The organism is Mesorhizobium sp. BHscii, from assembly GCF_053848065.1.
This window is the reverse complement of sequence record NZ_JBSPKW010000002.1, coordinates 110,639-134,144: the sequence shown is the minus strand read 5'-3', so window position 1 is coordinate 134,144 and position 23,506 is coordinate 110,639. Positions and strand designations below refer to the sequence as shown.

The window sequence follows — 23,506 nt, the reverse complement described above, 5'->3', positions numbered from 1 at the left end:
GACTACACACTCATTTGTCCCCTGCTGACCAGGAGGTGACCATGGCCAAGCTGGCCAAAAGGCTGCAAACCAAGAGACTGCCTCTGCTGCCGGCGGAACGCGCCCTGAAAGTGATCTCGGGCCGATGGAAGGCTGTTATTCTCTACCATCTCTTCGACGGCCCCCGGCGGCTGTCGGTGCTGAAGACGCTGGTGCCCGATATCACCCAGAAAGTGCTGATCCAGCAGCTTCGCGAAATGGAGGAACACGGTCTTGTCAGACGCGAGATCTTTGCCGAAATTCCCTCGCGCGTCGAATATTCGGCGACGCGACTCGGCCTAAGCCTCGAGCCTATCCTTTTGGCGCTCTGCGAGTGGGGCCAGCACCATGCGGGTGAGCTGAACGAAATGGACCGCCTTGCCGATTGCATCATCAGGCCTCGGCAGCCAGCCTTAGCCTAATCAAAAAGGGGCGACGCAAGCGCCGCCCCGGAATCCTTGGGAGGATTGTTCTGGTCTGCGGTTCAGGCCGCCTTGACTTCCTCGGCCACCGCGTCAGCCTGACGCGCCGCCTTCAGCACTTTGGCCCACCATGCAACGTCGTTGACCAGCGCGGTCGCCGCCTGGTTCAGGTGCTCAAGCTCGTCGAGCTTCTTTTCACCTTGCCTGACGGCGAGGAAATCGGCCCAGGCAATATGGACGGCGGACTTGACTGGCGCCATCTGCAGCTCAACCGCATGCAGCCTCAGCTGCTCGACGGCCCGCGCGCCGCCGACGCTGCCATAGCCGACGAAGCCGGCCGGCTTCTTATTCCATTCATTGGCGGCGTAGTCGATCGCGTTCTTCAGCACGGCGGTCGGGCCATGGTTGTATTCGGCGGCGGTGAAGATGAAGCCATCGAACTCGGCGACCTTCTTCTGCCAGCGCTTTGCCACTTCATTCTGCGACGGCGCCCAGGCGGACGATGCGACCTCGTCAAAAAACGGCAGCGGGAAGTCGCGCAGGTCGACCACCTCCACGTCGATGTCGGCATGCGACTTGGCGATCTTGGCGATCCACTGGGTCGGAGCGTCGGCAAATCGTGCGGCGCGGGTCGAACCGACGACAATGGCGATTTTGGGTTTGGACATAGAGGGGCTCTCCTTCAGGCAAATTTCTGGTATCGTTTAGATACCTGAGCTATATGAGTGACTGCACTCACGAGGCGCAAGGAGGCACCTTTTTGTTACCAAGGCACCCGCACCGCACTGAGGACTGCCGCGCCATCTCGGAAATCCTGCAGCGCGTCGGCGACAAATGGACCGTACTCGTCGTCGGCAAGCTCGGTGACGGGCCGCTGCGCTTCAACGAATTGCGCAGCGCCGTCGGCGGCATTTCGCAGAAGATGCTGACCACCACATTGCGCGGGCTCGAGCGCGACGGCTTCGTCACCCGCACCGTGTTTCCGACCATTCCGCCGCGCGTCGACTATGAGCTGACCGATCTTGGCTACGAGCTTCTTGTGCCGGTCGGTGCGCTCGGCGAATGGGCGCGCAAGAACACCGAGCGGGTCAAGGCCGCGCGGGCGAGGTTCGATGGGCTTCACGCCTGAAACTCTTGCGCTGCAAGGGTTTGTGCGCGGCGTGTAGCTTATACGATTTCTACGGCTGCATCGGCAGTCCGGCCCGCAGTGGGCTTTCGGTCCGTTTCGATTTCGTCCCCGATTGACCACCTTGCTTCGATGGCGCAGGCCGCCCCTTTGCCGCAATTGCTCACGCTCATCGCGCCGGTGTGGCACGTCGTTGCAACGCAGATTTCGCACCTGCTCGCTTGCCGATTGAGGGTGTAGTTTTCCGAGGCGCAACTGGCTTCGGCCTCGTCGTGTTTGACCTCGGTATAGGCGGTTGCGGCCAGCAGGCAGAACAAGGCTGCAAGCGCGCCCGCCAATAGGCCGTTCAGCAATCGTTGACGCATTGTCTTTTCCTCATGCCCTGCCGGACATGGTCACGAAAATGTGCGAACGCGAATATGAAAAGCATCACACAGCATCGCTGTTCCCATCTCCTTGCGAGAGGCTGGAAGCGGCGTTGCCGTTCGACTTTAAGCCGATGACATCCAGCCGGTCAGCTTTCGGCCGGAACGGCCTTCGGCTTGCCTTCGCCGTCCAGCGCCACCATGACGAAATCGGCATGGGTGACCTTCTCCATAAGGTCGGAGAGATAGCGCTGCGCCCAGGCCTCGACCTTGAGCATCATCGAGGTGCGACCGACGCGCTCGACATGCGTATAGATGCACAGCGTATCGCCGATTTTCATCGGCTTGGCGAACGACATCTCCTTCACCGCCGCCGTTACCACGCGGCCCTTGGCGCGCTCGGCGGCGCGGATGCCGCAGGCCAGGTCCATCTGTGCCATCACCCAGCCGCCAAAGATATCGCCCGCCGCATTGGCGTCCGAAGGCATGGCGAGCGTGCGCAGCGTCAGATCGCCGATCGGCCGTCCATCCGCATAATGCACCATGCGCCAAATCCCTTCGAGATCGATCGTCCCGATCCCGTATCGGGATGGCGATGATGCGTCAACGCGCCACCAGCCGGCAATGTCGCAGTTTGAAGTTCGGCTATGGGCTCAATTGAGCCGTTCCGTTGCCGATGACCGGGTAGCGGGTGAAGCCGAGTGCGGGAGGTCTCGGCGCTTGTGGCGTCGCCAGGCATGTTTCTCGCGTCGCCGCGCGCCATGATGATTTCCGTGATTGTTCAAGTGGTGAACGCTGGTTGTCGGGAAGCACCAACGGTGGTTACCTTGATGACAACGTGGGAGGAACAGCCTGATGCCCGGCAAGCGGGCGAAATGCAGAGATTGGAGGAGACGATGCCAGGCGTGGAAGCCGCGATTAGGGAATTGCTGGAGAGTCGATCGGCTGCCATGGGCGCCAAAGACATCGAGTGGCTTATGTCCCTTTACTCCAACGACATAGTCTATTTCGACCTCGTACCGCCGCTTCGGTATGTGGGATCCAACGCCCTTCGCGAGCGGTTCCTGGATTGGTTTCCCCGCTGGTCTGGTCCGATTGGCCAGGAGCTTGGCCAACTGGATGTTGCGGCCGGCGATGCGGTTGCCGCCGCCTGGATGCTTATCCGAGCGCGTGGCATCCTGAAAACCGGCGCGAAAGCCGACTCCTGGGTGCGCGTGAGCAACGCATTTCGTCGATCTGGAGACAGATGGACGATCACGCACGAGCACGTTTCCCTCCCCGTCGACATGCGGAGCAGGACAGCAGTCTTGGACTTGACCCCATAGCGTCGCCGGAACGACGTTGGACAGAGGATTTTGATGTCGTTCTTCACGCCTAAAGCAACAGGACTTGAGGGCCTTTCCACCCGTGCGCCCGCTGATCCGAAGGGAATGCATGCTTTTCCGCGATCGGCCGACCATCCGCGTAGTGCACCATGCGCCAAATCCCCTCGATATCGATCTTCTCCCGATCCCGTATCGTCGTGGCGCTGATGCGTCACCGCGCCAGCAGGTACTAGACTGAGCAGAGTGAGTTGAGGAAGGCTGACATGAAACTTACCTCTCGCCGTCTGACGCCCGATCTATGGTCCGCGCTCGAGGACCTGTTCGATGAGAGCGCCGTCTGCAGTCGATGTTGGTGTATGTACGGGCGTATCGGCAGTTCTTATCGAAAGCGACCAGGTGAGGAAAACAAGGCCGCGTTCCGGCAAGCCGTCGAGCTCGGTCCGCCTCCAGGCGTGCTTGCTCTCGACGGCAATACTGCTGTCGGATGGTGCCAGGTGACACCGCGAGATGCCGTGCCCTGGCTCGATCGGCTGTGGCAGCTCAGGCGAGTGGATGATGCGCCGGTCTGGTCCTTGTCCTGCCTCTACGTGCGAAAAAGATACCGCCGGCAGGGCGTCACGTCCCACTTGATCGCAGCGGCGCTGCAAGCTGCAAGGCGCGCAAATGCCCCTGCGCTTGAGGCCTATCCTTTTGATGCCGATGTATCGCCGAGTGCTTCCGGCAGTGGATACGCCGCCACCTTCGCTCGCGCCGGGTTCAGGGTCGTCGCTCGCAGGGTGCCAGCCCGCCCGATCATGCGTTATGATTTCAAGCAAAATGCTGATGATGGCGTATGATGCTCCCACGAGGCGAAGGCCGCTTCGGGCAAGACACCGAATGCAAACGAAGTACCGGTCGCTTTTTTCACAGAGGGTGCCGGAAGCTCCGGTGATCGCGGCGGCTTGCGGCGTCTAGGTTGTGCGAAAATTCGGAGCCGGCCGCAGCCACCATGCAAACTTATGATTTCATCGTCGTCGGCTCCGGCTCGGCCGGCTCGGTCCTCGCCGAACGGCTTTCCGCCTCCGGCCGCTTCTCGGTGCTGGTGCTCGAGGCCGGCGGCACCGATCGGCGCTTCTACGTGCAGATGCCGCTTGGCTACGGCAAGACCTTCTTCGACCCAGCGGTCAACTGGAACTACAAGACCGACCCGGATCCCGGGCTCGACAACAACGCCGATCACTGGCCGCGCGGCAAGCTGCTCGGCGGCTCGAGCTCGATCAACGCGATGGTCTGGATCAGAGGCGCGCGCGAGGATTTCGATGCCTGGCGAGATGCCGGCAATCCCGGCTGGAGCTACGACGATCTGCTGCCGGCCTTCAAGGCGCTGGAGGACAATGAGGCCGGCGCCGACCAATGGCGCGGCATCGGCGGCCCACTGCACATCACCGACTGCTCGAGTTCAGTCCATCCGCTGACCAAGCGCTACCTGGCGGCCGGTCAGCAAGCCGGCCTGCCACTCAATCGCGATTTCAACGGGGCCGTTCAGGAAGGCGTCGGCATCTACCAGATCACCACCAAAAATGGCCGCCGCATGTCGGCCGCCCGCGCCTTCCTGCGCCCGGCGATGAAGCGCAAAAACGTCCGCGTCGAGATGAATGCGCTGGCGACCAGAATCCTTTTTGAGGGCAAGCGTGCCGTTGGCATCGAGTACCTGCAGAACGGTCAGACGAAGACTGCCCGCGCCGGTCGCGAAGTCATTCTGTCGGGCGGCTCGATCAACTCGCCTCAATTGCTGCAGCTTTCCGGCATCGGTCCCTCGGCGCTCCTTGGAGCGCTCGGTATTCCCGTCATTCACGCCAATGAGAATGTCGGCGCGAACCTGCAGGACCATGTTGGCATCAACTACACGTATCGGGGCAAGCTGCCGACACTCAACCAGATCCTGCGGCCGTGGTGGGGCAAGCTCATGGTCGGCATGCAATACGTCCTCTTGCGCTCGGGCCCGCTGTCGCTGTCGATGAACAATGCCGGCGGCTTCTTCCGCACCGACCCGGCGCTTTCACGGCCCAACATGCAGCTTTATTTCCAGGCATTCTCGACCGTCATCCCGAAGAGCGGCGAGCGTCCGATCCTGACGCCCGACCCGTGGCCGGGCTTTTCCATCGGCCTGTCCAACTGCCGTCCATCGAGCCGTGGCGAGATCATGATCCGCTCCAGGAATCCGCGTGACTATCCGAAGATCGTCGCCAATGCCTTCTCGACCGAAGCGGACGTCGCCGAAATGCTGGCGGCGGTGAAGTTCGTCCGGAAGATCGCCGCCATGCCGGCGATGGCCGACATCATCGAGGAAGAGGTTTTGCCGGGCCCATCAATCAAGTCCGACGCGGATCTCATTCAGGATTTCAGGAAACGCTCCGGCACTGTCTACCACCCGGTCTCGACATGTCGCATGGGACCGGACGCTGCGCGCGCCGTAGTCGACCCGCGCCTGCGGGTTCACGGCCTCGCCGGCTTGCGCGTCATCGATGCCTCGATCTTTCCCGATAACATCACCGGCAACACCAACGCCGCCTCGATCGTGACCGGATGGAAGGGTGCCGAACTGGTTCTGGAGGATCAAAAATGAAAATCACCGACGTAAAGACCTGGGTTGTCGGCAATCCGCCGCCCGGCATCGGCGGCAAGTATTTCATCTTCGTCAAGCTCACCACCGACGGCGGCGTGGTCGGCTATGGCGAGGCCTACAACGCCACCTTCTCCGCCCACGTCACCGCAAGAATGATCGAGGACATGGCCGAGCGCTACCTCATCGGCCGCGATCCGCACGACATCGAAAACTTCTTCCGCCGTGCCTATTCGTCCGGCTTCACCCAGCGCCCCGACGTGTCCGGCATGGGCTGTTTTTCGGCGCTCGAAATCGCCTGCTGGGACATTATCGGCAAGGAGGCCGGCAAGCCGGTCTACAAGCTGCTCGGCGGGCAGGTGCACGAAACGCTGCGTTCCTATACCTACCTCTACCCGCACAGCGGCAGCGTCCACTCGGAGGATGCGCGCGGCAAGAACGTCTACAACGATCCCGATATGGCGGCCGAATGCGCGCTCGAATATGTCGAGCAGGGCTTCAATGCCGTCAAGCTCGACCCGGCCGGCCCCTACACCGCGTTTGACGGTCACCAGCCGCGTCTCGTCGACATCGATCTCTCCGCCCGCATGATCAAGGCGATCCGCGAGGCGGTCTGCACAAGAGCCGACATCCTGTTCGGCACGCATGGCCAGTTCACCGCGTCGGGCGCGCTGCGCATGGCCCGCGCCATCGAGCCCTATGATCCGCTGTGGTTCGAGGAGCCGGTGCCGCCCGATATGCCGGAAGTGATGGCTCAGGTGGCGCGCGGCACGCCTATCCCGATCGCCACCGGCGAGCGGCTGACGACCAAGTTCGAATTCGCCCGCGTCATCGAGAACCGCGCCGCCACCATCCTACAGCCCGACCTCGGCCGTTCCGGCGGCATTCTCGAAACCAAGAAGATCGCCGCCATGGCCGAGGCCTACCACATCCAAATCGCACCGCACTGCTATTGCGGACCGATCGTCGGTGCGGCCAACATCCAGCTTGCCGTGACCTTGCCCAACTTCCTCATTCTGGAATCGCTGAAGCAGTGGGACGGCTTTCACGAAAAGCTGCTGAAGAAAAAGATCGAATGGCAGGACGGCAACGTCATCCCGTCGAAGGAACCAGGCCTTGGCGTCGAACTCGACGAAGCCGTCTGCGAGGCGCATCCCTGGACCGGCAAGGACCTGCATCTGCAGATGATGCAGACGCCGTTGATGCCGTGAGCTGTCTTTAGAAACGTCGTCACCAGTTTGCCGCGCAAACGGGTGAAGAGTATTTGCACGCAAGAACGCCGGGCTTTTCCTGCCAAGAGCGAGACCTGACAGGCGGATTGTGAAGCGATTCCAGCATATTGGCCGGATCGCCAGAATCACGATCGAAACGAGCTGAATCAAAGTCTCAACACCTTGATTCAATATCTGAGCGTCAGCGCGCCGGGTAGGATCTCGAAGGTCGCCGGTATGCGCCCGGGGGATTCGCCGTCTACGTCGACCAGCGCGGCGTTCTTTTGCGCATCACCGAGCGGTTCGACAACCACTTTCTTGCCACGCAAAATGGTGATTGCCGGATGGTTGCGGTGCCGTCCGCCATAGAGCAGACGGATGTCCCAGATCAGTTTCAGCTTGCCGGCCGCACGCAGGATGACGATGTCGAATTGACCGTCGTCCAGTTCGGCATCCGGCGCGATCATCATGCCGCCGCCGAAGAATTTTCCGTTGGCCACCGCCACCAGCGCCACGCGAGCCTCGACCGGGACGCCGTCATCGACGGTGATCACAACGTCCTGGAACCGGTAGCGCATGAATTCCCACACGGTGCGCCAGTAGAACAGCGCCTTGGCCGACACCTTGCCCTTGCGCTTGTCGGCGTTGACCGCGCGGTCGGTGGCGCCTGATAGCCCGAGGCTGGCGATGTTGATGAAATGGCGGCTGGCCAGCGCGCCATGGTCGTCGACATAGGAGATGCGGCCGGCATCGACGTTGTGGGCCTTGGCATCGGCGATGCGCTTCAACGTCAGGTCGACCTCGCCAGACAGGCCGAGCCCGCGGGCGAAATCGATGCCGGCGCCGCAAGGCAGCAGGCCGAGTTCGGCCGTCCGGCCGCTTTCCGCAAACGCCTGCAGCAGCCCGTCGGCCACTTCGCTGGCGGTGCCGTCGCCGCCCGCCGCGATCACCAGGTCGAAGCCGCTGGCTGCAAGGACGAGCGCCAGCCGTTCGGCGTCGCCGGTCGCCTGCGTTTCGCGCAGCTCGAAATCCCCGACTGACCTCCGGCCAATGCCGTTTGAGCCGGCTGCCACCGGCAATCGGATTGAGAACCACCCCGACCTTCAAGAACGCCCTCCTCAAAGGATCGCAGCGACACTGGTGTCCTAAAATCCTTTGCCGGCATTGAAGCCCGCGCCGCGATGTGGGGCAAGAGCCGAATGTTTGATCATGCTGCTCGCCGAAGATTGGGCGTGTCCCGACCCCTGCATCTCCTCCAGAAAAAACGCTCCGACGCCGAACTTGGTCCCCGATAATCCCGCTATCCACAGGCTCGCGGCTGTTTCGCCAAACGCTTACTCGGCGTACATTAAACCCATCTCAGGCGGCTACCGATTGCCAAGTCGAAAGACAAAGCGAAACGGCGGATTTCCTGAGGCCCGTACGGCCCCCGAATGAAAGCAGGCTTGCCTGTTTTGACGAGGGATGCCGAGACCTACGGGGCCGCGGAAAGCGTGCGAACGCCTACGGCGGACCGATGCTGCCATGAAGGACGGCAAAAACCTTTGATGGCGCGCTGGACGAAGCTCGCAAGGGTGGAGACTGGCGAGGTCCCGAACGGACGCTGCCCCCGGGCGGTGGCTGGCAGGACCGTCAACATCAAGGCCGGCATGGCGCGACCTCTTTACGGAAGTTGCTGCCGCGACCGTGTCCTGATCTGACAGGGAGGCGCTGGGAGAAATCCCGGCGCCGACTGTCTTCATGGCCATCCCCGCGATGTTGTTGGCGCGGCTTCAGCGTACGCCGGACACCTTGGCCGAGCGCGATCTGCGGTGCCGAGGGCACGATCTTCATCACCAGGCGCAATCGAGCTGCACTCCGTTCTGCCGGCACTGATGAAGGCAGGCGCCACGCCTGAGCACGTCTGCGACTACTGATGAAGTTCGGCCACAGGCGGAACTCCTGAAACCTTCCCTTGTACTTCGCCACGCACATTCCACAATCGCGGCCAAATCCCGCCTTGATCTACGGCAATTGGTGAACGCACCAGCGCCGCACGTCCTTGTAGCACTCGCCAAGGCAATTCCGAAGGGACAAGACCGTGATTAAGACCACCCTTGTCGCCATGACCATCATCGGCTGCGACTGCGATGCCAGGCTTTGCGAGTATATCGGCGAGACGCCGGCCAAGTGGTCGACCATCGCCGATTGCGAAGCAGCGATGAAAAGCCAGATGTCGCACGCGCGCAATTTCAACTACCCGCTCGTGTCCGGCATCTGCCGCACGACGCAGACCTCGTCGCGGCTTGCCGCGACCGGCTCGACGCTTGAGTTGGCGGCGGCAGCGCAGACCGCCACCGACCCACTCCCGTCCGAATTGAGCCGTCGGCCCAGCGTTGCTGTCGGGTCGCAGGCAACAGCCACGGAAACAGAGGCTGCCAGGCCGGTCGCCTTTGAAGCCGCGGTCGATGGCGAACGCTCGGTGCTGTATCGCACGAAGAACGGTTACGCCTTGGTCAAAACCGACCTTGGCCGCGCCGCATCCGCGACCCTCGGAATGGCCAAGCGGTCGGCGAACTGGCTGGCGGCGAAAATGCCGAACGGTTTGTAAGCGCCCTCAGGCGACGCCGCTCAGCGCCTTGATCGCAGCCGACCATGGCTGAACGTCAGCGGCTAACCCGCCGCCTCGTCCTTTGCGCCGATCTTGCGCACCAGCGCCGCCGTTGCCAGCATCGCACCCATGTCTGATATCATCGGCGCGACATGCTTGGCGTAGTCTAGCGGCACCGATTTAGGCAGGTCGAAGAAGTCCTTCGTCTGCGGCAACAGTAGAAAACCGTCGCCGCCATTGAGCGCAACCCGCGCCGGATCATCAGGCCAGGTCTCGCTGAGCCATGTCAGCGCCTGCGCCAGGCGGCCACTCACCAGCGGCTGCGCCGCCTCGACATTGTCGGTGCGGAAGTCGTAGGCGGCATCGAGCTCGGGCACGCCGCATGATAATTCCTGCATCTTGCTGGCGAACATGCCGCGGAAGAACCCGACGGCCACGTCAGTCCGGCGGGCGGCCACCAATATGCCGGGGAACGGCACGATGGTCTCGAAGGCGACGACGATCCCCTTGAATGCTATCGTGCCGCTCTTGCCCGTGCCTTGCCGGAGATCGGCTTCGTAAAGCTCGAACGGAAATCCCTCGTAGCGGCCGGATACGATGTCGTCGAAGCGCTTGCTGTTAAAAGTGCCGATCGTCTCGCGCGGCAGCCGGTCGAACGAATTCGGCGTTACCTCATGCTGGTACCGCATATCCTCAATGAAACCGAAGATGATCGGCAGCAGCGTTTTGCGGAACGACTGCTGCAAGGTGCTCGCCGGCTTGATCGCCTGGAAATAGAGCAGGATCGCCGCCACGAACCCGACGACATAGAGCAGCACATGCGGCGTTGAGAACCATCGCTCGTATGGATCGGCGACCGTGTTGAAAAGCCAGGCCACCAGCGCCACGAATACCAGCAGCAGGGAGATGAACAGCGGCACCCGCCAGCGGACTTGCCGGTAGGCCGCAGCCCTTCCGACCTCATAGGCCTCGAGATTCCTTTTGATGCCGGCGATGTCAGCTTCATCAGGCATGAAATCCGCTGCTTCCATCGCCATCCCACCGTCGAAAGACCGATCACCCAGCTCGGACAATAGCCGATTTTGCGGAAAGTCGCGCGACTACAGCGTTGGGATGGTGGTGAGCCCACACGATTCATCCGAGCACCAGTCAACTATGGCTATCAATTCCCGTTACCAAAAACCGCAACGAAACGGGCCGTAACCTTTTGCCTTAACGCGCCCTCCAGCGCCTCAACGGGAACCAGCCGCTCATGGTCGCCGGCGCGCAGCCGCATGAAGGGATGCAGCCGGTAGGCGGCAATGGCGCCACGCGTGCCGGCGTCAGCGCTGATATCGGCGGTCAGGATGCCCCCCATGCGGCCGGGCCACGGCTGGCGCGCAAAGGCGGTGCCTAGAAAATCGCCGAGCCCATAGGCGACGAGCGCCTTGCCGATCCGCTCCACAGGCTGCACGACATGGGCATGATGGCCAGCGATCAACCCGACGCCTTGCGCGGCCAAACGTCGTGCCAATGCCCGCGTTGCGGCCTGTGGAAAATGCCGGAATTCCCAATCCCAATGTGGCACGGCACAGGTGAGGTCGACGGCGGCGCCGCGCGGCCATCGTGCCGGGTCGGCTTGCATCGACACACGGCCCGCGAACGCAGCCGCGCCGGCATTGCGCCACAGCGTGAAGGCGGCAAAGCCGATTGTCAGCGGTCCGACCGCAAGGCGCTCGACCGGACCGCCGGCGGCGGTACCGATGCTGCGGATGCCGAGACGGGTCAGCGCCGCCACGGTCTCGTCGAAACCCTCGACGCCTTGGTCGAGCACATGGTTGTTGGCAAGCGACAAAACCAGCTTCTCGCGCGAGATGCCGGCGGCCGCCAGCGCCTCGGCGAGAAACCGCTCGGTCATGGCATGATGGGTGCCAAGCTTCGTTCCCGTCGTCGCGCTCGGCCGCTCCACCACCGGGCTTTCGCAATTGCCGATCACCAGATCGGCGGAGCCGAGCAACATGGCGATCGCCGGGTCGCATTGCGGCGCTCTGCGATTGGCCACCGCCGAGATATCGCCGACGAAAGCGAGCCGCACCGTCCGCGCCGGCGGCGGCACCATCGTCGCTGCGGCTGCCGGCGCAAAGCCTTGTTGATCGCCGCTGAGCGAGGGCTTCAAGAAGCGTGGCAGCCAAGACAATTTGTAGGAAAACGGATAGTTCGACACGCGCAGCCTGCACCGGGATGAACGGCCACGGTAGACGATGCGCACGATATAGCGAAGCGCCTCCGTTCGGAATCGTGCTGCCAGATGCCCCGCAGTAGGCGTAACACACAAGATGCGTATATGGTTGCCGCCGAACGGCATACCGGAGGACCAAGATGACGCGATTTTCGAGCCTGCTGGCATCCGCCCTTATTCTGCTGCTGCCGGTTTCTTCCGCCGGGGCCGCAGCCCCCGAACCGGCCGCCCTGTTCGAGGCAAAAACCGTAGCGGACCGCGACAGCACGCTTACTGCGCTGGAAGCCGCCGCGCCCACTGATCCCGCGTCGGCTTACGCCGCCGGCGCCGGCCAATTCTTCACCGCGCTGGAGATCCTGGCCGGCGGCCTGCACCGCCACGGTTTCGAAAGCCCGCAATCATTCATACTGCCGCTGATGCGGCTGCCGGTGCCGGACAATCCCAATCCCGAGCCGCTGACCTACGACGGCTTCCGCGCCATCCTGGTCGCCTTCCGCGATCGGCTGGAAAAGTCCGCCGCCACGCTTGAATCCGTGCCTGCCGATGCCGGCATCGGCATGGAGGTCGACCTCACCCGTCTCGGCATCGATCTCAACGAGGATGGCCAGATCGCGCTGGACGAAAGTGCCGCCGCGATCATGGCGTCCCTGTCGCGCGGCGGCGGCGCGCCAGACCCGGCCGCACCCGCCCTAACCTTCCGCTTCGACCGCGCCGATGGCTATTGGCTGCAGGGCTATGCCGAATTCCTGATGGCGCAGGCCGATTTCTGGCTGGCGCATGATTTCAGGAACACCTTCGACGGCTCGTTCCACATGCTGTTCCCGCGCGCCAAACTGCCGTTGCAGGACGCGCTGGTTCCGCCGGACGGCGGCATGAGCGGCGGCATGTTGTCGTCCGAATGGCGCATCGCCGACTTCATCTCGCTGGTTCATCTGGTCAACTGGCCGGTCGTCGAGCCGGAGCGCCGGCAGGCGGCGCGCCGCCATCTCATGGAAATGATCCGGCTGTCCCGTGAGGACTGGAAGGCGATCCGAGCCGAGACCGACAACGACCGTGAATGGCTGCCCGGCCCGCAGCAGAGGGGCGCCAGCCCGCTCACCGGCCTCGAGGTCGGCGAGGAACAGGTCCAGGCCTGGCTTGCCGCGCTTGATATGGCCGAGGATCTGCTCGAAGGCCGCACCTTGCTGCCGCATTTCCGCATCGCCGACAAAGGCATCAACATGAAGCGCTTCTTCGATGAACCAAAACCCTTCGATCTGGTGCTGTCGATCACCGGCCCGGCGATCGCGCCCTATCTCGAGAGCGGAAAGATCCTCACCAGCGAGGAGTTCGACCAGATCCAGCGCCAGTTTGGCGGCGCCGGATTTTTGACATTTGCGCTGTGGTTCAACTGAGGGCGCGTTTCGACATCACTCCTGACAACCTTGTGTCAGCAGCTTGGTTTCGTCTCGCGCCCCTCGCCACTCCGCTCTTTCCATTTTGGCCGATACCTCCCATATTTGGGGCATGGCCAAACTTCCTGATAAAAACACGCCGTCGCCGGCGCGTGACGATCGCGCTTCGCCGCCCAAGCGGCGCAGTCCCCTGACCGATTTTCTCGATGCGTCGGAGCCGCTCCACAAGGGCGGTTTTGCCGAGGCGCCGCAGGCCGAGCTTTCCGGCGCGCCGCTGACCGGCTCGATCGCCGATTGGGCCGAGCAGATCGAGCAGGAGGCCGAGAAGGAAGGGCGCCAAGTCTCCCCCCTTGAGGGGGAGATGTCGCCGAAGGCGACAGAGGGGGTCGGCAAAGGAAGCGCTCAACATGAGGGGTCGCCGAGCGCTGCCGCACCGACCCCACCCGGCGGCTCCGCCGCCACCCTCCCCTCAAGGGGGAGGGAAGGCGCCAAGCAAAAAAAGATCCCCGAACGCTCCTCCTCCCCCGGCCGCACGGCACGCGGCACCTCGATGGGCGGCGCGGCTTCGGCCAGAGAACGCGCCGCGGCCGGCCTCAATCCTGTCGCCGGCCTCGATGTTTCGCTCGAGGAGGCCGAGACCATGGCCTCCGGCGGCGTCACGGCCACGGTGGCGGCGCTCTCGGCGCTAATCGAATCCGGCAACCCCTTGCACAAGGATGGCGTGCTGTGGACGCCACACCGCCCGGCCCGGCCCGAAAAATCCGAAGGCGGCATCACCATCAAGATGGTGTCGGATTTCGAGCCGGCGGGCGACCAGCCGACGGCGATCAAGGATCTGGTCGAGGGCGTCAACGACAACGACCGCACTCAGGTGCTGCTAGGCGTCACCGGCTCGGGAAAAACCTTCACTATGGCCAAGGTGATCGAGGAGACGCAGCGCCCTGCTTTGATCCTTGCCCCAAACAAGACGCTGGCCGCGCAGCTCTATTCCGAGTTCAAGAAATTCTTCCCAGAAAACGCCGTCGAGTACTTCGTCTCCTATTACGACTACTACCAGCCGGAAGCCTACGTCCCGCGGACGGATACCTTCATTGAGAAGGAATCCTCGATCAACGAGCAGATCGACCGCATGCGCCACTCGGCGACGCGCTCGCTGCTGGAACGCGACGACGTCATCATCGTCGCCTCGGTGTCCTGCATCTACGGTATCGGCTCGGTCGAGACATACACGGCGATGACCTTCCAGATGCAGATCGGCGACCGGCTCGACCAGCGCGCGCTGCTCGCCGATCTCGTCGCCCAGCAATACAAGCGCCAGGACATCAACTTCGTCCGCGGCTCGTTCCGCGTGCGCGGCGACACGATCGAGATCTTTCCGGCCCACCTTGAGGACCGTGCCTGGCGCATTTCGCTGTTCGGCGACGAGATCGAGGCGATCACCGAATTCGACCCGCTGACCGGCCAGAAGACCGGCGAGTTGAAGAGCGTCAAGATCTACGCCAATTCGCACTATGTCACGCCGCGCCCGACGTTGAACCAGGCCATCAAGTCGATCAAGGAAGAGCTCAAGCACCGGCTGGTCGAACTCGAACGGGCCGGCCGCCTGCTTGAGGCGCAGCGGCTGGAGCAGCGCACCCGCTTCGACCTCGAGATGCTGGAAGCCACCGGCTCCTGTGCCGGCATCGAGAACTATTCGCGCTATCTCACCGGCCGCCAGCCCGGCGATCCGCCGCCGACCCTGTTCGAATACATCCCCGACAATGCGCTGGTTTTCATTGACGAAAGCCATGTCACCGTGCCGCAGATCGGCGGCATGTATCGCGGCGACTTCCGCCGCAAGGCGACGCTGGCCGAATACGGTTTCCGTCTGCCGTCCTGCATGGACAACAGGCCGCTGCGCTTCGAGGAATGGGACGCCATGCGCCCGCTTTCCGTCGCCGTTTCGGCGACGCCCGGCGGCTGGGAGATGGAGCAGTCCGGCGGCGTCTTTGCCGAACAGGTCATCCGCCCGACCGGCCTGATCGACCCGCCGGTCGAGGTGCGCCCGGCCAAGACCCAGGTCGACGATGTCGTCGGCGAGATCCGCGAGACCACCAAGGCCGGCTACCGCACGCTGGTCACCGTGCTGACCAAGCGCATGGCCGAGGACCTGACCGAATATTTGCACGAGCAGGGCATTCGCGTCCGCTACATGCACTCCGACATCGACACGCTGGAGCGCATCGAGATCCTGCGCGATCTGCGTCTCGGCGCCTTCGACGTGCTGGTCGGCATCAACCTTTTGCGCGAAGGCCTCGATATTCCCGAATGCGGCTTCGTTGCCATTCTCGATGCAGACAAGGAGGGCTTCCTGCGCTCCGAAACGTCGCTCATCCAGACCATCGGCCGCGCCGCGCGCAATGTCGACGGCAAGGTCATCCTCTACGCCGACCAGGTCACCGGCTCGATGGAACGGGCGATGGCCGAGACCAACCGCCGTCGCGAAAAGCAGATGGAATGGAACGCGGCCAACGGGATCACCCCGGAATCGGTCAAGTCGCGCATCTCCGACATCCTGGACTCGGTCTACGAAAAGGACCACGTCCGCGCCGACATCTCGCAGTTCACCGATAGCGCCGGCGCGATGATGGGCAACAATCTGAAAGCCCATCTCGACGCGATGGACAAGCAGATGCGTGACGCCGCCGCCAACCTCGACTTCGAGAAGGCGGCCCGCATCCGCGACGAGATCAAGCGGCTGCGCGAGATGGAGCTGTCCATCTCCGACGATCCGCTGTCCAAATATGCCGACATGGAAAGCCCGGTCTCGGGCCGCGAAAAGGGCAAGCACAACAAGGGCCGCGCCATCCACCGCACGGTCGACAATGACGGCAAGAGTCTCTTCCGCAAGCCGCATCTCGACGAGATGGGCGCCGACGGTGCGGTGCCGGTCAAGAAGCCGCTATTCGCAAAGCCTTCGCTCGGCGCCATGGGCCCGGGCACCGACATGCCGACCCCCGCTGGCGCGGTATCGCGCTCGCTGTTCAAGAAACAGTCGGCCGAGGAGGCGCACGGCTCCGATTTCGGCATCCCAGGCGAGCCGACCAAGCCGCTGTTCAAGAAGAACTCGCTGGACGAGATGACGGTGCGGCGGACTGAAAAGCCCGTTGAGGGCGACAAGCCAGTCAAGCGCGAACGTGCCGGCATCGGCTCCTACGAAAACCCCGCCGATGCCCGCCGTGAGAAGCGCCGACCCGGCAAGACCGGGCGGCCGGGACGGTAGGTAGCTTCCCTTCTCCCCTTGTGGGAGAAGGTGGATCGGCGCGTAGCGCCGAGACGGTTGAGGGGTGCTGGACGGATCGCCGTCGGTGCCAAGCTGGAACACCCCTCATCCGACCGCTTCGCGGCCACCTTCTCCCACAAGAAGGGGAGAAGGGGGAGCAGGACCCCTTGCCATCGACCCTGCCCTTGGTGTAGCCAGTTTCCACTCAAAACGTCTTGAAAGGAGGGCTGCGTGACTTTCGACCACCACCGTCAGCGCGGCCCTGTCTGTGCCCTGCGAGCTTGCTTGCAGGGCTGACCAGAGACGGTCCGGGTTCTCCCGCTTCGATTTTCTTGGTCTGCCCTTCGTGGTGCTGCAACGCCGAGCCTGATGGCCAGCCTGCGCACCGTCAAGTGCATCGAACCGGAACCTCCCTCCGGGCAGACCAGAGAAACCCACATGGCCCTGATCAGCCTCAAATCCCTCGGCGTCACCATGAGTGCGCCGCTCTTTTCCAACCTTGATCTCACCATCGGCACTGGCGACCGCCTCGGCATCGTTGCCGCCAACGGGCGCGGCAAGTCCACTTTGCTGAAGTGCCTGACCGGCGAAATGGAGCCGACATCAGGCGACATCACCCGCACGCGCGGCCTGCGCGTCGGCTATGTCGAGCAAGCCGTTCCCGCAGCATTGGCCGAGCACGGCTTTCAGCGGGTGGTGGCCGACGCCTTGCCGGCCGAGCAGGCTGAAAGCGAGCAATGGCGCGTCGACGTGGTTCTCGATTCACTCGACGTACCGCAGCCGCTGCGCGAGCGGCCGATGCGGGCATTGAGCGGCGGCTGGCAAAGGCTGGCGCTGATCGCCCGCGTCTGGGTCACCGATCCGGACGTCCTGCTTCTCGACGAGCCGACCAACCATCTCGACCTCGCCAAGATCAGCCAGCTCGAGACCTGGCTGAACGCGCTGCCGCGCGAAGTGCCGGTGGTGATCGCCAGCCACGACCGGGCCTTCCTCGACGCAACGACCAACCGGACGCTGTTCCTGCGCCCAGAACAATCGCCAGTGTTCTCGCTGCCCTATTCCAGGGCACGCGATGTGTTGAGCGAAGTCGACGCCTCGACCGAGCGCAAATTCCAGCGTGACATGAAGGTGGCGCAGCAATTGCGCCGGCAGGCGGCCAAGCTTAACAACATCGGCATCAATTCGGGCAGCGACCTGCTGACGGTCAAGACCAAGCAGCTCAACCAGCGCGCCCAACGCCTCGAGGAGGTCGCAGCACCGGCGCACCGCGAAAAATCGGCGGGCGCGATAAAGCTCGCCAATCGCGGCACCCATGCCAAGGTGCTGATCACGCTCGACGACCTGGCGGTCGAAACGCCTGACGGGCCGCTGCTGTTCAGGACCGGCAAGCGCCATATCTGCCAAGGCGACCGCATCGTCCTGCTCGGCCGCAATGGTGTCGGCAAGTCGCGGCTGATCAGCCTGATCAGAAATGCCATCATCGAGCCGGAGACGGCAGTGCAAGGCGTGAAGGTGACGCCGTCGACGGTGCTCGGTTACAGCGATCAGGCGCTGTCGGGCATCAGCGGCGGCGACACGCCGCTGGCGATGCTCTCGCGCAGATTCGATGTCGGCGAGCAGCGCGCCCGCTCGCTGCTGGCTGGTGCAGGCGTCAGCATCGACATGCAGGAGCGCAGGATCGGCGTCCTGTCGGGCGGGCAGAAGGCGCGGCTGATGATGCTGGCGCTCAGGCTCGCCAATCCCAATTTTTATCTGCTCGACGAGCCGACCAACCACCTCGACATCGACGGCCAGGAAGCACTGGAAACGGAACTGCTGGCCCATCAGGCAAGCTGTCTGCTGGCCTCGCACGACCGCTCCTTCATCAGGGCGATCGGCAACCGCTTCTGGCTGATCGAGAAGCGGCGGCTGACCGAGATCGACAGCCCGGAGGATTTCTTTCGATCGGTGGCTGAGGGGAATGGCTGAGGAAAGCCACGCATCTGCCGGCCGGCATTCAAGGTGCTGCCGGCCCACGCTTCCCCGCGAGCCGAAAAAGGCGCATCCCGAGGTCTCGCAAAATCGAGGGAGGAAAACGGTCATGTGGCGCGGACGTCGTCAAGAACCTGTATGATACGTATGCAAAACGTGACATCGAGGGCGCGCTGGTCGACTGCGCCGATGATATCGTCTTCCGCTGGGTCGCCGAACCGGCGCAGTCGCGCTATGCCGGGGTGGCCAAAGGTAAGCAGGAGTTCCTTGCCCGGCTTTTGGCGCTGGACGACGATTTCGAATACCGGCGCTTCATCCCGGTCGAGATCATCGACGGCGGCGACAAGGTTGCGGCGCAGGTCGAGATCCATATGACACGCCGAACCACCGGCGAGGAGTTTGTCATGCGCACCGCCGATTTCTGGACGCTACGCGACGGCAAAATCATCGAGATGATGGAGTATTACGACACCGCTCTGGCCGCATCCGTCATCTGAGACGTATCCCGACTGAATAAGGCCCTGCGACACAAAATTCTCCGCGATCTGTAGGATCATTGCCGCGCGCCACGTCCTTGGGATGCCGACACGGTGATGCCGGCGCCAATCGAGGAGAAAGCATCATGTCCATTCTGTCATCCGTAGGTCGCATCGCGACCCGTTACTCGGCGGCTCGCGCCCGCTACCGCAGCGAGCGCGCCCTCCTTTCGTTGCCGATCGAACTGCGCAAGGACATCGGCTGGCCGGAAATCGTCATCGACGCACAGAACAGCCCGCGGATTGGCCTGGCTCCTTGACAAGGGCCGACCGTCGCACGGTCGGCATTAAAAAAACGCATCGGCCATGTAGGATCGCCCCTGCCCCATTCGTCCTGTGGTTCGCAATGCCCAACCAGAGAGGAGCAAGACATGAACGATCAGCCCCAAACCCAGCCCGCAGCCAAAGTCCTCGGCGGGTTGACGCCCTACCTTCAGCTGGACGGCGCCTTCAAGGCTTCAGAATTCTATCAGAAGGCGTTCGGCGCCGAGCAGGTCTTCTTCTACCCGCCGGACGAGCAGGGCCGGACGATGCACATCCATCTCCACATCAACGGTTCGACCTTGATGATTTCCGATTTCTATCCCGAGCACGGAATGTCCGCGGTGAAGCCGCAAGGCTTCACAATGCAGCTTCATCTGGGCAGCGACGACATCGACGCCTGGTGGAAGCGGGCCGTCGATGCCGGCTGCGAGGTCGTCATGCCGCTCCAGGTGATGTTCTGGGGTGACCAGTGGGGCAATATGCGCGACCCGTTCGGTGTCGAGTGGGCGATGAACGCGCCGGTGAAGAAGGCATAGGAGAAGCACGATGTCCTATGTCGATGGTTTCGTTCTCGCGGTACCCAAGGCAAATCTCGATGCTTACAAGAAAATGGCTCAGATGGGCGGCACTGTCTGGATGGAGCATGGCGCGCTCGCCTATGTCGAATGCATCGGCGACGACGTGCCCTATGGCGAGCTCACTTCGTTCCCGCGCGCCGTGCAGGCCAAGGACGACGAGATCGTCGTCTTCTCCTGGGTCGTCTATGAATCGCGGCAGAGCCGCGATGCGGTGATGGCCAAAGTGATGGCCGATCCGCGCCTGAACGGCGACTTGTCGACGATGCCATTCGACGGCAAGCGCATGATCTTCGGCGGCTTTCAGCCGTTCATCGAGTTGTAGGCCGGCAACGCATTACGCTAGGCGGTCGAGCAGCGGCTTGAGCCGGTCGCCATAGCGTTTCCACAGATCGACCGAGCCCTGGTACATCGGCTGGCGCACCTGCGCCGCCGACGCCGTGCGCACCGGCCGGTCGGTCTCGTGGAACGACAGCACCGCATCGTCCCATGGCAGGCCGAGATGGGCGATCAGCGCCCGCGTCTGCCCTTCCTGGTCGGCGACGAAATCTTCGTAGCGGACATCATGCACGACATCAGGCAGAACGGTGCGCCAATGCGCCATCATATCGGTGTAGAGATTGTGGAAATCGGCGAGCTCGCCGAGGTCGTAGCCGTAGCGGTGGCTGTCGCCGCGGAAATGCACCTTGTAGATCGACAGGCATGTCGCCGCCGCATCGCGCACGCAATGAATGATCTTGGCCTTGGGCAGCATCAGATGGATGAAGCCTACCAAAAGGAAATTGCCGAGCATCTTGTCGGTGATGTGCCGGAAACCCGGATAGCGGGCGTGCAGCAGGTCTAGATAGGCCTGGCCTGCCTCGGCATAGGCCTTGTCGGGTATGTCGGCGATGCCCCAAGGAAAGCCGCCCTTCATAGCAGGCGGAAACTGCTTGCCGAGCGCCGTCTTCAATATGCCGAGCTCACCGGCGCCATAGACCTGCGGATGGCTGGCGATGATCTGCTCGACCAGCGTGCTGCCGGAGCGCGGCATGCCGACGACGAAGATCGGCGTATCGTCGGCGATCCCACTCGGTCTGTGCTTGTCGAAGAAGGGCTTGTCGAACACCGCCTTCATCGCCTCGAATTCGGCGCGTGTCTTGGCCGCATCGTAGTCGATGCCCGTGCGGCGGATCGCATTGCCTTCGGCGAAATAATCGAAGGCACGGCCATAATCCTTCAAATCGTCATTGGCCTTGCCGAGGCCGAAGGAAAGCTGCATGCGCGCCAGGCTGCCTTCCGGCGCCTTGGCGTGCTGCGCCTCCATCCCGGCAAGCTCGGCGTCGCGCTCCTGCTGGCGCTTGACTTGGGTGAGCATCAGCCAGGCCCTGGCCATGCCGGGATCGACCGCCAGCGCCTGCCGGAAATGCTCCGCCGCCTCTCCGAGGCTGCCCTTCTCCATCAGCCCGACGCCCAGACCGTGCAGCAAATCGGCGTCCTTCGGCCGAATTGCCAGTGCTTCGCGGAAGACGGCAAGCGCCTCGTCGAGCCGCCCAGCCTCCTGCAGCGTTTCGGCAAGCCCAATTCGGGCGCGGACATGGAACGGGTTGCGGCCGATGGTGCCGCGATAAATCTCCTCCGCGCCCTCGAACTGTCCGAGCTGCTTAAGCGAGGAGCCGAGATTGTCGCGCGCCGCGAGTTGGTCCGGCCGCAGCGCCACCGCGCCACGGAAGAAATCGACGGCTGCACCGGCACGGCCGAGGTCGCGCATCACCGTGCCGAGATTGTTGAGGAAATCTGGATTCTTGGGCTGCAGGCGCACCGACTGTTCGAGGAGATCGAGTCCTTCGGCGCTGCGCCCGGTCTGGTGCAGCAGCAAACCGAGGAAATGTGCTGCCGCCGCGTGATTGGCCTTTTGCGCCAGCACCTGCCGATAGAGCATCTCGGCTTCTTGCCGGCGGCCGGCCTGATGCAATTGCAGCGCCTGCTGCACGCGCTGGTCGAGCCCTAGCGGCGGCTGTCCGCCTGAGCCGAAATTGGCGCCCGCGCCTGCCGGTCTTCTCGGATCTCTGTTGATGGGAAACCTGCCGTGTTTTGTCCGCCTGCCGCGATCTAGGCCATCGGCGCGGCAGGTTCAAGGGTTCGCAGGCCAGCTTACCGGAAATCGGCCTGGGTCAGCACATACATGTTCTTGCGACCGTGCGAATAGGCTTCGCGCGCAACATCCTGGATCGACGAACGCTCCGCATCGAAGGCGCTGAGATACTCGGCTTCCGCTCCACTGGTGGCCGGACTTGCCGTCGAAAGCGCTGCAATCTCCACAAAGAACGGCACTTCGAACATGCCGTCATGGCCGACGAAACGAATGCGCTTGGCCGCCGCGTCATAGGAGCGGCTGCGGTTGGGAAAATTCAGCGTCATGATCAAGCTCCTCAGCGCATGACCCGAACCGGAGGTTCGAAAAAGGATCATGCAAATCAAAGTAGTACAGCGCCGTTTGCGCGTCCAAAAGGACGCGCAAACGCGCTGTAGGCACTGTCAGATCAGGCGGTTGGTCTCCGCAACCTGTCTGGCCCGCCGCACCGTGCCGTCGGTGTCGGCGATCTTTCGCCTTGCTGCCTCGTCACTTCGTATCGTCAGACGCGCCGACATCACTTTCGCAGGCCCGACGGTCGGCTTGACGATGGGATTGACTGTTACGGTTACGCCACTCGGGGTTTTCACAGAGATCATGAAATTTTCCTTTCAAACGAAATAAAGCATAGATGCCGGTACAAAAGTTCCGGGGACGTCTCAGACATTTTCAGAAAGCTCTTGAACCATATCAGCATTCTACAAATAATTATAGAGAGCGAATTTTGTCAATGGATCACGATCCGGCAGGAATCTTCTTGAATAAACCGCAATTTCGGATTAAAGAATTGAGATCGTTTTTTGGGCCAAGCTTGGCAACTCGCGGCGTCAGAGGTTCTCGACCCGCCAAACTCATTCCAGATCGCCGATATCCAAATTGCCGATACAGGGGCACACGACATTTAGTCCCGGTGCCGCAAAGCGGGCACCACCTATCGGATCCAAGCCGGAAACGAGACTTCGAGGCACGAGAATGGCTGGCCGAACTACCCATTCCATAGCGCATTTCGAGGCAACCTTCATGCTCGGCGGCCTGGAAGGAAAATTGCCGGCCGGCGACTACGACATCGACCACGATGAGGAACTTATCGATGGCATGTCGTGGCTTGCCTGGCGCCGTGTCGCCACCTTCATCCATCTGCCGGCAAGGACGGTGAAAAGCCAGACCAGCCAATTGGTCGCCATCGACCTCGCCGAACTCGAAACCGCGCTGAGGCGCGACCAGGAGAATGCTGCATGATCCGCTTCCAGCAGAACGCGCGCCCGCGCACCGACACGCCCGCGCATCTTTTCGCTATTGGCCAGACCGTTCGCATGAAGAGCCGCACCGGCCTTGTCCAGAAGACCGCAGAGCTGTTCCAAATCAAGAGCAAGCTGCCGGTCAAGGACGGCTCGCCGCAATACCGCATCCGCAGCGACGAGGAGACCTACGAGCGGGTCACCACGGAAGACAATCTCGAAGTGGCCGACAATCCGAGCGCCTAATGCATGTCGCCCAAAAGTGCGAAGCGGTTT

General features: G+C 62.7%; 25 protein-coding genes. 16 read left to right on the top strand and 9 right to left on the bottom strand.

Translation table 11 applies throughout. From position 1 onward, the window contains the following. Positions 1-41 precede the first annotated feature (41 nt). Positions 42-440 carry a winged helix-turn-helix transcriptional regulator gene (locus ACWTU7_RS03430; RefSeq protein WP_029350034.1) on the top strand — a complete coding sequence of 133 codons (399 nt, stop codon included), beginning with the start codon at positions 42-44 and terminating at the stop codon, positions 438-440. Positions 441-502: 62 nt separating this feature from the next. Here ACWTU7_RS03430 and ACWTU7_RS03425 read toward each other — a convergent pair whose 3' ends face one another. Then, a complete protein-coding gene (locus ACWTU7_RS03425; protein WP_455837907.1) occupies positions 503-1,108 on the bottom strand; it encodes an NADPH-dependent FMN reductase in 606 nt (201 codons plus the stop codon). Between the two features lie 92 nt (positions 1,109-1,200). On the opposite strand from ACWTU7_RS03425, the gene ACWTU7_RS03420 reads away from it, so the two are divergent. Continuing rightward, positions 1,201-1,569 (top strand): winged helix-turn-helix transcriptional regulator, encoded by a 369-nt coding sequence (locus tag ACWTU7_RS03420; RefSeq protein WP_165848577.1) that lies wholly within the window; start codon positions 1,201-1,203, stop codon positions 1,567-1,569. A gap of 38 nt (positions 1,570-1,607) precedes the next feature. Here the strand turns inward: ACWTU7_RS03420 and ACWTU7_RS03415 are convergent, their stop codons facing one another. Further along, positions 1,608-1,931, bottom strand: coding sequence for a hypothetical protein (locus tag ACWTU7_RS03415; protein WP_455837908.1), 324 nt, complete (start codon positions 1,929-1,931; stop codon positions 1,608-1,610). A 149-nt stretch (positions 1,932-2,080) separates the two neighbouring features. Beyond that, the gene (locus ACWTU7_RS03410; RefSeq protein WP_287336882.1) at positions 2,081-2,476 is read right to left on the bottom strand and encodes an acyl-CoA thioesterase; all 396 of its coding nucleotides are present in this window, start codon (positions 2,474-2,476) and stop codon (positions 2,081-2,083) included. Positions 2,477-2,668: 192 nt separating this feature from the next. On the opposite strand from ACWTU7_RS03410, the gene ACWTU7_RS03405 reads away from it, so the two are divergent. The 4 genes from ACWTU7_RS03405 to ACWTU7_RS03390 all read left to right on the top strand — a co-directional run bounded on the left by ACWTU7_RS03405 (position 2,669) and on the right by ACWTU7_RS03390 (position 7,069). After that, a complete protein-coding gene (locus tag ACWTU7_RS03405; RefSeq protein ID WP_455837909.1) occupies positions 2,669-3,256 on the top strand; it encodes a YybH family protein in 588 nt (195 codons plus the stop codon). 248 nt (positions 3,257-3,504) lie between these two features. Then, positions 3,505-4,092, top strand: a complete 588-nt coding sequence (locus tag ACWTU7_RS03400; protein ID WP_287093146.1) for a GNAT family N-acetyltransferase — start codon at positions 3,505-3,507, stop codon at positions 4,090-4,092. A gap of 152 nt (positions 4,093-4,244) precedes the next feature. Then, entirely contained in the window at positions 4,245-5,861 is a 1,617-nt protein-coding gene (locus tag ACWTU7_RS03395; protein WP_455837910.1) for a GMC family oxidoreductase, read from the top strand. Continuing rightward, positions 5,858-7,069 (top strand): mandelate racemase/muconate lactonizing enzyme family protein, encoded by a 1,212-nt coding sequence (locus ACWTU7_RS03390; protein WP_455837911.1) that lies wholly within the window; start codon positions 5,858-5,860, stop codon positions 7,067-7,069. Before ACWTU7_RS03395 ends, ACWTU7_RS03390 begins: the two co-directional genes overlap by 4 nt. A 188-nt stretch (positions 7,070-7,257) precedes the next feature. Here ACWTU7_RS03390 and ACWTU7_RS03385 read toward each other — a convergent pair whose 3' ends face one another. Beyond that, a complete protein-coding gene (locus tag ACWTU7_RS03385; RefSeq protein WP_455837912.1) occupies positions 7,258-8,142 on the bottom strand; it encodes a diacylglycerol/lipid kinase family protein in 885 nt (294 codons plus the stop codon). Between the two features lie 1,007 nt (positions 8,143-9,149). Between ACWTU7_RS03385 and ACWTU7_RS03380 the strand changes: the two genes are divergently transcribed. Continuing rightward, complete coding sequence (locus ACWTU7_RS03380) at positions 9,150-9,659, top strand: hypothetical protein (RefSeq protein ID WP_455837913.1); 510 nt, start codon at positions 9,150-9,152, stop codon at positions 9,657-9,659. A gap of 62 nt (positions 9,660-9,721) precedes the next feature. On the opposite strand, the gene ACWTU7_RS03375 is transcribed toward ACWTU7_RS03380, so the two are convergent. Then, entirely contained in the window at positions 9,722-10,690 is a 969-nt protein-coding gene (locus tag ACWTU7_RS03375; protein WP_455838002.1) for a hypothetical protein, read from the bottom strand. Positions 10,691-10,821: 131 nt separating this feature from the next. Beyond that, positions 10,822-11,862, bottom strand: a complete 1,041-nt coding sequence (locus ACWTU7_RS03370; protein ID WP_455837914.1) for a CapA family protein — start codon at positions 11,860-11,862, stop codon at positions 10,822-10,824. A 155-nt stretch (positions 11,863-12,017) separates the two neighbouring features. On the opposite strand from ACWTU7_RS03370, the gene ACWTU7_RS03365 reads away from it, so the two are divergent. The 7 genes from ACWTU7_RS03365 to ACWTU7_RS03335 all read left to right on the top strand — a co-directional run bounded on the left by ACWTU7_RS03365 (position 12,018) and on the right by ACWTU7_RS03335 (position 20,204). Next, positions 12,018-13,271, top strand: coding sequence for a hypothetical protein (locus tag ACWTU7_RS03365; RefSeq protein WP_455837915.1), 1,254 nt, complete (start codon positions 12,018-12,020; stop codon positions 13,269-13,271). A 112-nt stretch (positions 13,272-13,383) separates the two neighbouring features. After that, the gene (gene uvrB, locus ACWTU7_RS03360) at positions 13,384-16,533 is read left to right on the top strand and encodes an excinuclease ABC subunit UvrB (protein ID WP_455837916.1); all 3,150 of its coding nucleotides are present in this window, start codon (positions 13,384-13,386) and stop codon (positions 16,531-16,533) included. Positions 16,534-16,971: 438 nt separating this feature from the next. Then, positions 16,972-18,501: an ABC-F family ATP-binding cassette domain-containing protein gene (locus ACWTU7_RS03355; protein ID WP_455837917.1), complete on the top strand. Its 1,530-nt coding sequence runs from the start codon at positions 16,972-16,974 to the stop codon at positions 18,499-18,501. Next, positions 18,498-19,001 (top strand): nuclear transport factor 2 family protein, encoded by a 504-nt coding sequence (locus ACWTU7_RS03350; RefSeq protein WP_455846497.1) that lies wholly within the window; start codon positions 18,498-18,500, stop codon positions 18,999-19,001. The genes ACWTU7_RS03355 and ACWTU7_RS03350 overlap by 4 nt, the downstream gene beginning before the upstream one ends. 125 nt (positions 19,002-19,126) lie before the next feature. Next, positions 19,127-19,300, top strand: a complete 174-nt coding sequence (locus ACWTU7_RS03345; protein WP_287114795.1) for a hypothetical protein — start codon at positions 19,127-19,129, stop codon at positions 19,298-19,300. Positions 19,301-19,411: 111 nt separating this feature from the next. Further along, on the top strand, positions 19,412-19,840 hold the full coding sequence (locus ACWTU7_RS03340) for a VOC family protein (protein ID WP_029350009.1): 429 nt from the start codon (positions 19,412-19,414) through the stop codon (positions 19,838-19,840). A 10-nt stretch (positions 19,841-19,850) separates the two neighbouring features. Further along, positions 19,851-20,204 carry a DUF1428 domain-containing protein gene (locus ACWTU7_RS03335; protein ID WP_029350007.1) on the top strand — a complete coding sequence of 118 codons (354 nt, stop codon included), beginning with the start codon at positions 19,851-19,853 and terminating at the stop codon, positions 20,202-20,204. A 12-nt stretch (positions 20,205-20,216) separates the two neighbouring features. Here ACWTU7_RS03335 and ACWTU7_RS03330 read toward each other — a convergent pair whose 3' ends face one another. The 3 genes from ACWTU7_RS03330 to ACWTU7_RS03320 form a co-directional block, all read right to left on the bottom strand. Then, positions 20,217-21,851 (bottom strand): tetratricopeptide repeat-containing sulfotransferase family protein, encoded by a 1,635-nt coding sequence (locus ACWTU7_RS03330; RefSeq protein ID WP_455837918.1) that lies wholly within the window; start codon positions 21,849-21,851, stop codon positions 20,217-20,219. 161 nt (positions 21,852-22,012) lie between these two features. Next, a complete protein-coding gene (locus ACWTU7_RS03325) occupies positions 22,013-22,279 on the bottom strand; it encodes a DUF1488 domain-containing protein (protein ID WP_455837919.1) in 267 nt (88 codons plus the stop codon). Between the two features lie 117 nt (positions 22,280-22,396). Continuing rightward, positions 22,397-22,591, bottom strand: a complete 195-nt coding sequence (locus ACWTU7_RS03320) for a hypothetical protein (protein WP_029350000.1) — start codon at positions 22,589-22,591, stop codon at positions 22,397-22,399. A gap of 373 nt (positions 22,592-22,964) precedes the next feature. On the opposite strand from ACWTU7_RS03320, the gene ACWTU7_RS03315 reads away from it, so the two are divergent. Further along, on the top strand, positions 22,965-23,231 hold the full coding sequence (locus ACWTU7_RS03315; protein ID WP_455837920.1) for a hypothetical protein: 267 nt from the start codon (positions 22,965-22,967) through the stop codon (positions 23,229-23,231). Further along, positions 23,228-23,476, top strand: coding sequence for a hypothetical protein (locus ACWTU7_RS03310; protein ID WP_292164145.1), 249 nt, complete (start codon positions 23,228-23,230; stop codon positions 23,474-23,476). Before ACWTU7_RS03315 ends, ACWTU7_RS03310 begins: the two co-directional genes overlap by 4 nt. Positions 23,477-23,506: the final 30 nt, after the last annotated feature.

Bases quoted from the DNA above. Each gene is read 5' to 3' on its own strand.
- ACWTU7_RS03430 (WP_029350034.1), top strand. From the start codon at position 42: ATGGCCAAGCTGGCCAAAAGGCTGCAAACCAAGAGACTGCCTCTGCTG.
- ACWTU7_RS03425 (WP_455837907.1), bottom strand. From the start codon at position 1,108: ATGTCCAAACCCAAAATCGCCATTGTCGTCGGTTCGACCCGCGCCGCA.
- ACWTU7_RS03415 (WP_455837908.1), bottom strand. From the start codon at position 1,931: ATGCGTCAACGATTGCTGAACGGCCTATTGGCGGGCGCGCTTGCAGCC.
- ACWTU7_RS03410 (WP_287336882.1), bottom strand. From the start codon at position 2,476: ATGGTGCATTATGCGGATGGACGGCCGATCGGCGATCTGACGCTGCGC.
- ACWTU7_RS03405 (WP_455837909.1), top strand. From the start codon at position 2,669: ATGTTTCTCGCGTCGCCGCGCGCCATGATGATTTCCGTGATTGTTCAA.
- ACWTU7_RS03395 (WP_455837910.1), top strand. From the start codon at position 4,245: ATGCAAACTTATGATTTCATCGTCGTCGGCTCCGGCTCGGCCGGCTCG.
- ACWTU7_RS03390 (WP_455837911.1), top strand. From the start codon at position 5,858: ATGAAAATCACCGACGTAAAGACCTGGGTTGTCGGCAATCCGCCGCCC.
- ACWTU7_RS03375 (WP_455838002.1), bottom strand. From the start codon at position 10,690: ATGGAAGCAGCGGATTTCATGCCTGATGAAGCTGACATCGCCGGCATC.
- ACWTU7_RS03365 (WP_455837915.1), top strand. From the start codon at position 12,018: ATGACGCGATTTTCGAGCCTGCTGGCATCCGCCCTTATTCTGCTGCTG.
- uvrB (WP_455837916.1), top strand. From the start codon at position 13,384: ATGGCCAAACTTCCTGATAAAAACACGCCGTCGCCGGCGCGTGACGAT.
- ACWTU7_RS03355 (WP_455837917.1), top strand. From the start codon at position 16,972: ATGGCCCTGATCAGCCTCAAATCCCTCGGCGTCACCATGAGTGCGCCG.
- ACWTU7_RS03345 (WP_287114795.1), top strand. From the start codon at position 19,127: ATGTCCATTCTGTCATCCGTAGGTCGCATCGCGACCCGTTACTCGGCG.
- ACWTU7_RS03340 (WP_029350009.1), top strand. From the start codon at position 19,412: ATGAACGATCAGCCCCAAACCCAGCCCGCAGCCAAAGTCCTCGGCGGG.
- ACWTU7_RS03335 (WP_029350007.1), top strand. From the start codon at position 19,851: ATGTCCTATGTCGATGGTTTCGTTCTCGCGGTACCCAAGGCAAATCTC.
- ACWTU7_RS03325 (WP_455837919.1), bottom strand. From the start codon at position 22,279: ATGACGCTGAATTTTCCCAACCGCAGCCGCTCCTATGACGCGGCGGCC.
- ACWTU7_RS03320 (WP_029350000.1), bottom strand. From the start codon at position 22,591: ATGATCTCTGTGAAAACCCCGAGTGGCGTAACCGTAACAGTCAATCCC.
- ACWTU7_RS03315 (WP_455837920.1), top strand. From the start codon at position 22,965: ATGGCTGGCCGAACTACCCATTCCATAGCGCATTTCGAGGCAACCTTC.
- ACWTU7_RS03310 (WP_292164145.1), top strand. From the start codon at position 23,228: ATGATCCGCTTCCAGCAGAACGCGCGCCCGCGCACCGACACGCCCGCG.